Here is a 6,224-nt window from a genome sequence, read left to right as displayed (position 1 = left end):
AGAGAACCCGATGCGAGAGCGTCGGGTTTTTTATTATCTAAAATTTGGTAGCTTCCTTTTCAAGGAAGTCGAATCCCGGTTGGGTGCAACCCCAGGCTAGGCGCCCCCGCCATTCCGCCACTTATACTAAGCCCTAAACTAGGCGTCCCCGTCGAATGACTAGGGCTTTTTTACATCTATAGCTTTTTGAAGTTCAATCATCTGCCATTCAATAGATACAAAAAAGGCGGTATTTCTACCGCCTTTGTTCAATGCTTATTGCCTATTCAAACAAGTCTTCATGCAATGCTTTTACTGCATCTTTCGCTTCGCCTTCATCTAGAAGGAAGCAAAGGTTGTGAGGGCTTGCGCCGTAGCAAATCATGCGGATATTGAAGCTGTCTAGAGTATCGAATACTTCTGCTGCTGAGCCTTTGGTTTCGCTCATGTTGTTGCCGATGAGTGCAACTAGGCTGAGCCCTTGTTTGACTTCAACAGTACAAAGCTGCTCGAGCTCTTGCTGAGCTTCAAGTGGAAGTTCTGGTGCACCGCCACCTGTATCAGTTTGATCAAGTGTTAGAGAAACACTGACTTCAGAAGTCGTTACTAGGTCAACAGAGATCTTGTGCTTAGCAAGCACAGTAAATACGTTTGCTAAGAAACCATACGCCTGGAACATTCGAGGGTTACGTAGCGTGACCATAGTTTGGTTGTTACGTAGCGCTAATGCGCGGAACAGAGGTGCGCTCTCTACGGTTTGTCTAACCCAAGTGCCACCTTCTTGTGGTGCTTTAGATGAACCTACAAAAACTGGGATTTGATGACGCAGTGCAGGCAGTAGTGTTGAAGGGTGCAGGATCTTGGCACCGAAATTCGCCATCTCGGACGCTTCACTAAAGCTGATCTCTGGGATTGGACGAGCATTGGGTGCAATGCGTGGGTCAGTCGTGTAGATACCTGGTACATCGGTCCAGATTTCCAGACCTGCAGCTTCTACGGCTTCAGCAATCAGCTGCGCTGTAATCACTACCGCCACGACCTAGCGTGGTAGTCTCACCATCTTCATCTGAGCCGATAAAGCCCTGTGTAACGACAACATGTTGCTTGCAAAGAGGAACTAGCTTCTCGCTAGCTGCTGCTTTGGTCGCTTCGATGTTTGGCTCTGCCTTACCGTAATCACTGTCAGTCTTAAGCGCTTCACGAATATCAAAACGCACTGCATCGATACCACGCTCTTGCATTAAGCGAGTAAGGATGTGTGTCGACATACGTTCACCACATGCCACTAGGTGATCGGTAAGCTTTGGAGTCGCTGCAATGCAAGCTGCTTCCGATAGCGTTGCTACCTTTTCGATCAGAGCGTCTACACGTGCTTCAATAGAGCTTACATCATTGAGCTTTGACATGATGTCGGTATGGATATCGCGAAGCTTGCTAATCAGCTCAGCACGACGAGCTTCGTCTTTAACGCCGTTTGCAAGTTCAACCAATATGTTGGTCACGCCTGAGCAAGCGCTACTGACTACCAATTTGGTTTGCGGGTTATTTTCGATGATTTCAGCACAACGGCTCATGGCTTCGAAGTTGGCGACGCTTGTTCCGCCAAATTTAGCTACATTGAATGCGCTCACAGTGTTTCTCCAGGACTTCCAGTTTAAAGTTTAAGGTTGGTAACCCAACATCCGATGTTTGAAGAGAGAAATAGAGCAGAGGAATCTGAATAATTAGAATAGACCTCAGAAGCTCTTCACCAAATCTTGGTGACAGTTAAAGGGATTCAGCCCATTTAACCGACAAACTAAATCCGACAATTTTAGTTCATCTCGGCACTGCTCCCCATGAGTGAATTGTATTGAAGTTGCGGCTTCACAAATCACTTGCCTGGGCAGTGCTCCTCTTCCGCTGCAGCATCGAGAACGTCAATGAAAACGATTGGCTACAGATAGTGTGTTTATTCAACGTTTTTGCGTGCAAAAAGTCAATGGATGTTTATGCATTTCACATGAAAAACTTGAGTGGTTGGATGTTGCAAAAATGTTGCTTTTTCGCCATTGTAGATGACATTAACGTCCAACGTGATGTTTTTCCCAACAACTACAATAATCTAATAGGATAACTGCCCATGACCATTTCAAGCTTTGTGCCCCCTCACCGAACCCTAATGGGACCTGGCCCATCTGATATTTATCCGCAAGTATTGCAAGCATTGAGCCGCCCAACAATAGGTCACCTTGATCCACTTTTTATTGGCATGATGGATGAGCTCAAAGCGCTGCTGAAGTATGCATTCCAAACCGAGAATGAATTTACTATAGCGGTCTCAGCCCCGGTAGTGCGGGCATGGAAACTTGCTTTGTAAACCTAGTTGAGCCGGGGGATAAGGTTATCGTGTGCCGCAATGGCGTGTTTGGTGAGCGTATGCGCGAGAATGTGGTTCGCTGCGGCGGTGAAGCTATTGTAGTGGATGATGAGTGGGGAGCACCGGTTTCGGTCTCTAAAGTCGAAACGGTGATGGCTGAGCACCCCGATGCGAAGATTCTAGCATTTGTACACGCTGAAACATCTACCGGTGCAGTGAGTGATGCTAAGGCGCTAGGTACGCTAGCTAAGCAGCACAACATGCTATCGATTGTGGATGCAGTGACCTCGCTAGGTGGCGTTCCTCTATTGGTAGACGAGTGGCAGTTGGATGCCGTGTACTCCGGTAGCCAGAAATGCCTATCTTGTGTTCCTGGTTTGTCACCAGTAACCCTCTCTCCTGCAGCCATTGAAGTGATTAAGTCCCGACAAGCGCCTGTTCAGAGCTGGTTCTTGGATCAGAGCTTGGTACTAGGTTATTGGAGTGGGGAAGGTAAGCGCAGCTATCACCACACAGCACCAGTAAACAGCCTTTACGCGCTTCATGAATCCTTGGTGCTTTTGAAGAACGAAGGCCTAGAAAATGCGTGGCAGCGCCACAAAGATATGCATATGTTGCTACGCGAAGGGTTCGAAAACCTGGGGCTGAGTTTTGTGGTTGAAGAGCAAAGTCGTCTGCCGCAACTTAATGCTGTCTATCTTCCAGAAGGTGTGGATGATGCCGCAGTAAGATCGCAGCTTTTAGATGAATACAACCTAGAGATCGGAGCTGGACTTGGTGCGCTCGCTGGAAAAGCATGGCGTATCGGTTTGATGGGTTATGGCGCGAGAAGAGAGAATGTTGCGCTTTGTTTGAAGGCGCTTGAGACTGTGTTGAAGTAAGCCCTGTTATTTAAATATAAAAAACCGAGAGTGCTTAGCACTCTCGGTTTTTGTTTTGTGAATAGCTAATTAAAGCGCAGTAATAGTTTGCTTTTGCTCTTCAAGCTTAACTAGTGTCTCTTTGTAGCCTTCTAGCTTCTCACGCTCTTTGGCCACAACCGCTTCAGGTGCTTTCGCTACGAAGCCTTCGTTACCTAGTTTGCCTTCGATACGTTTGATCTCGCCTTGAGTTTTAGCGATCTCTTTCGCTAGACGATCTAGCTCAGCGTCTTTGTCGATCAGACCTGCCATTGGGATCATCAGCTCAGATTTACCAACCAGTGCCGTTGCACATGCTGGCGTTTCCTCGCCTTCAGCTAGTACCTTGATGTCTTCTAGTTTAGCAAGCGAAGCCAGTACCGCTTTGTTTGCTTCTAGGCGTGCGGCGTCTTTCTCGTCAGCCACTTTCAGCATAACATCCAGACCTTTGCTTGGTGCAATGTCGTATTCAGCGCGAAGGTTACGGATACTAGTGATGAATGCTTTCACCCACTCGATGTCATCCAGCGCTTCTTGGTTGAAGTTAGCTTCTTCAAACTGAGGCAGAGCTTGTAGCATGATCGTGTCGCCTTCAACACCGTCTACTAGCGGCTTCACGCTTTGCCAGATAGTTTCAGTGATGTATGGCAGTACTGGGTGAGCAAGACGAAGTGTCTTCTCAAGTACGGTGATCAGCGTACGACGTGTACCACGTTGCTGCGCTTCGTTGCCTTTCCATAGAACTGGTTTAGTAAGCTCTAGGTACCAGTCACAGAATTGGTTCCAGATGAACTCGTAGATAGTGTTCGCTGCCATGTCTAGACGGTAGTTGTCTAGGTGAGCGTTGAACTCTTTTGCTGCCAGTTCAAACTGAGATTCGATCCACTTGTCTGCTAGTGAGTATTCGATGTCACCTTCGCCGAAGCCACAATCTTGGTCTTCAGTGTTCATCAGTACGTAACGGCTTGCGTTCCACAGCTTGTTACAGAAGTTACGGTAACCTTCAAGACGCTTCATATCCCAGTTGATATCACGACCGGTAGACGCCATTGCTGCAAGAGTGAAGCGAAGTGCGTCAGTACCGTAAGGTTCAATGCCATCTTCGAATGTCTTACGAGTGTTCTTCTCGATCTTCTTCGCTAGTTGAGGCTGCATCATGTTGCCAGTACGCTTCTCAACTAGAGATTCTAGGTCGATACCATCAATCATATCGATTGGGTCAAGCACGTTACCTTTTGACTTCGACATCTTGTCGCCGTTCTCGTCACGGATTAGGCCGGTAACGTAAACTGTCTTAAATGGTACTTGTGGCTTACCGTTTTCATCTTTACAGAAGTGCATTGTCATCATGATCATGCGCGCAACCCAGAAGAAGATGATGTCGAAACCTGTTACCAGTACGTCTGACGGGTGGAAGGTTTTTAGATCTTCTGTGTTTTCTGGCCAGCCTTGCGTGCCGAATGTCCATAGTGCAGAAGAGAACCAAGTATCCAGTACGTCATCGTCTTGACGCAGTACAACAACTGGAGCCAAACCGTTCTTCTCACGAACTTCTTCTTCAGTGCGACCTACGTAAACATTGCCGTCGTTGTCGTACCATGCAGGGATACGGTGACCCCACCATAGCTGACGAGAAATACACCAGTCTTGAATGTCGCGCATCCAAGAGAAGTACATGTTTTCGTATTGCTTAGGTACGAACTGGATTTCGCCGTCTTCAACGGCTTTGGTTGCTGTTTCAGCAAGAGGGGCTGTGCGAACGTACCATTGGTCGGTTAGCATTGGCTCAATAACCACACCACCACGGTCACCGTAAGGGACTGTTAGGTCGTGATCTTTGATCTCATCAAGAAGACCCAGCTCTTCGAATTCTGCCACGATAGCTTTACGAGCAGCAAAGCGCTCCATGCCGTGGTATTTCGCTGGAAGCTCTGTTGAGTAAGCATCGCTTGCTTCACCGTTAGTGTTAAATACTTCAGCGGCGTCACGGATGTTGGCATCGAAGGTTAGGATGTTGATCATCGGTAGTTGATGACGTTTACCTACCTCGTAGTCATTGAAGTCGTGTGCAGGTGTGATCTTCACACAGCCCGTACCTTTTTCCATATCGGCATGCTCGTCACCCACGATAGGGATGCGGCGATCAACGATAGGAAGCAGGATTTCTTTACCAATAAGATCTTTGTAGCGCGGATCTTCTGGGTTGACGGCAACGCCAGTATCACCAAGCATGGTTTCAGGACGTGTCGTTGCAACAACGATGTAGTCTTTGCCTTCAGCGGTCTTAACGCCATCCGCTAGTGGGTAGCGGAAGTGCACATATGGCCTTTTTTGTCTTTGTTTTCTACTTCTAGATCTGAGATTGCTGTGTGCAGTTTTGGATCCCAGTTAACCAGACGCTTACCACGGTAGATTAAATCTTCTTCGTATAGGCGAACAAAGACTTCTTGAACGGCGTTAGACAGGCCGTCATCCATAGTGAAGCGCTCACGATCCCAATCTACAGATGCACCTAGGCGACGAAGCTGTTTAGTGATTGTGCCACCAGATTCGCCTTTCCATTCCCAGATTTTGTCGATGAACGCGTCACGACCGTAATCGTGCTTAGTTTTGCCTTCTTCTGCAGCGATCTTGCGCTCAACAACCATTTGCGTTGCGATACCTGCGTGGTCGGTACCTACCTGCCAAAGGGTGTTTTTGCCTTTCATGCGCTCAGCACGGATCAGAGTATCCATGATGGTATCTTGGAAAGCGTGACCCATGTGTAAGCTACCAGTGACGTTCGGTGGCGGGATCATGATGCTGTATGATTCTTTAGATGTGTCACCGTGTGGCTTAAAGTAGCCTTTCTCTTCCCAAGTCTGGTACAGAGCTTGTTCGATAGATTGTGGGTTATATGTCTTTTCCATAGCTTTCTTGGATACTTACTTTAATCTGTGAAAGAAATTTGCCAAACCTTATAAATAAACGAGAGTGTGTCACGCTTA

The 6,224-nt window shown here is 47.5% G+C and carries 2 protein-coding genes, 2 pseudogenes and 1 riboswitch; of the genes and pseudogenes, 1 reads left to right on the top strand and 3 read right to left on the bottom strand.

Annotated features, from left to right (window positions below):
• Positions 1-262: 262 nt before the first annotated feature.
• Positions 263-1,610, bottom strand: a pseudogene (gene lysC / locus TZ48_RS06205) (lysine-sensitive aspartokinase 3).
• Between the two features lie 101 nt (positions 1,611-1,711).
• A riboswitch (Lysine riboswitch) is annotated at positions 1,712-1,886 on the bottom strand.
• 215 nt (positions 1,887-2,101) lie between these two features.
• Here lysC and TZ48_RS06200 point away from each other — a divergent pair.
• Positions 2,102-3,219, top strand: a pseudogene (locus TZ48_RS06200) (pyridoxal-phosphate-dependent aminotransferase family protein).
• 69 nt (positions 3,220-3,288) lie between these two features.
• Here the strand turns inward: TZ48_RS06200 and TZ48_RS06195 are convergent.
• Entirely contained in the window at positions 3,289-5,556 is a 2,268-nt protein-coding gene (locus TZ48_RS06195) for a valine--tRNA ligase (RefSeq protein ID WP_338062255.1), read from the bottom strand.
• Positions 5,535-6,146 (bottom strand): class I tRNA ligase family protein, encoded by a 612-nt coding sequence (locus TZ48_RS26085; protein WP_338062254.1) that lies wholly within the window; start codon positions 6,144-6,146, stop codon positions 5,535-5,537. The genes TZ48_RS06195 and TZ48_RS26085 overlap by 22 nt, the downstream gene beginning before the upstream one ends.
• Positions 6,147-6,224: the final 78 nt, after the last annotated feature.

This window comes from Vibrio variabilis (assembly GCF_003263785.1).
GTDB classification, from domain to species: Bacteria; Pseudomonadota; Gammaproteobacteria; order Enterobacterales; family Vibrionaceae; genus Vibrio; species Vibrio variabilis.
Note: the sequence above shows the minus strand (reverse complement) of the source record. Positions and strands in the feature narration are given on the sequence as shown.